At 66.5% G+C, this 525-nt stretch carries 1 protein-coding gene; it reads left to right on the forward strand.

The genetic code is table 11. From position 1 onward, the window contains the following. The coding region (locus BCY78_RS24280; RefSeq protein ID WP_199523201.1) for a cytochrome ubiquinol oxidase subunit I at nt 1-525 on the forward strand (525 nt) is incomplete at both ends.

Raw genomic sequence — 525 nt, forward strand, 5'->3', positions numbered from 1 at the left:
CGGCGTGGTATCTGCTGAAGGGCCGGCATGTGGAACTGGCGCGGCGCTCCATCGCCATTGCCTCGGCCTTCGGTCTGGCCTCGGCCCTGTCGGTCGTCGTGCTGGGCGACGAGAGCGGCTATTCGGCCAGCCACACGCAGCGCATGAAACTGGCAGCGATCGAGGCGATGTGGGAAACGCACCCCGCCCCCGCCCCCTTCACGCTGGTCGGCATCCCCGACCGTGATGCGCAGGAGACGCATTACGCCATCGAGGTGCCATGGGTCATGGGACTGATCGGCACTCGCTCGCTCACGACGGAGTTGCAGGGCATCGACCAGCTGGTGGCCGAGGCCGAGGTGATGATCCGCTCGGGCATCCTCGCCTATGACGCGCTGCAAACCATGCAAGAGATGCGCGCCGACACGCCCGAAGCGGTTCGGCTGTCCTTCGAGCAGCACCAGATGGACCTCGGCTACGCGCTGCTGCTGATGCAATATGTCGACGACCCGCGCGACGCGACCGAAGAACAGATCGCCGCCGCTG

Origin of the sequence: Pararhodobacter sp. CCB-MM2 (genome assembly GCF_001691415.1) — a bacterium.
Lineage (GTDB): Bacteria > Pseudomonadota > Alphaproteobacteria > Rhodobacterales > Rhodobacteraceae > Pararhodobacter.